The following is a 279-nucleotide window of genomic DNA, read 5'->3' on the forward strand; positions in this document are numbered from 1 at the left end:
GGGTACGAACCACGCGGTGTTGGCGTCGTGGGGGTGGGTGGCCACGGCGAAGCCGAAGGTGGACGGGCCGGCCTCGTCGACCTCGGTCCAGTTGGCTCCGTCGTCGGTGGACCGGTAGATGCCGCAGTGGTGCTGGCACCAGAGCACATCGGGATCGACGGGCGATCGCACCACCCGGTGGGCATCTTGGACAACCGGGTCGTACTGGCGCTCGGGCGGGAAGAAGTCGGCTCGCATCCCGGCGCCGACCGACCACGTCCTTCCGCCGTCGCCGGTGCG

The 279-nt window shown here is 70.6% G+C and carries 1 protein-coding gene; it reads right to left on the reverse strand.

All coding sequences use genetic code 11. The features are described 5' to 3' along the window. Window positions 1-279: beta propeller repeat protein (locus MD536_RS21795; protein WP_498366319.1), on the reverse strand; the 279-nt coding region annotated here is incomplete at both ends.

The sequence above is a fragment of the Flavihumibacter cheonanensis genome (assembly GCF_022352215.1).
GTDB classification, from domain to species: Bacteria; Bacteroidota; Bacteroidia; order Chitinophagales; family Chitinophagaceae; genus Flavihumibacter; species Flavihumibacter cheonanensis.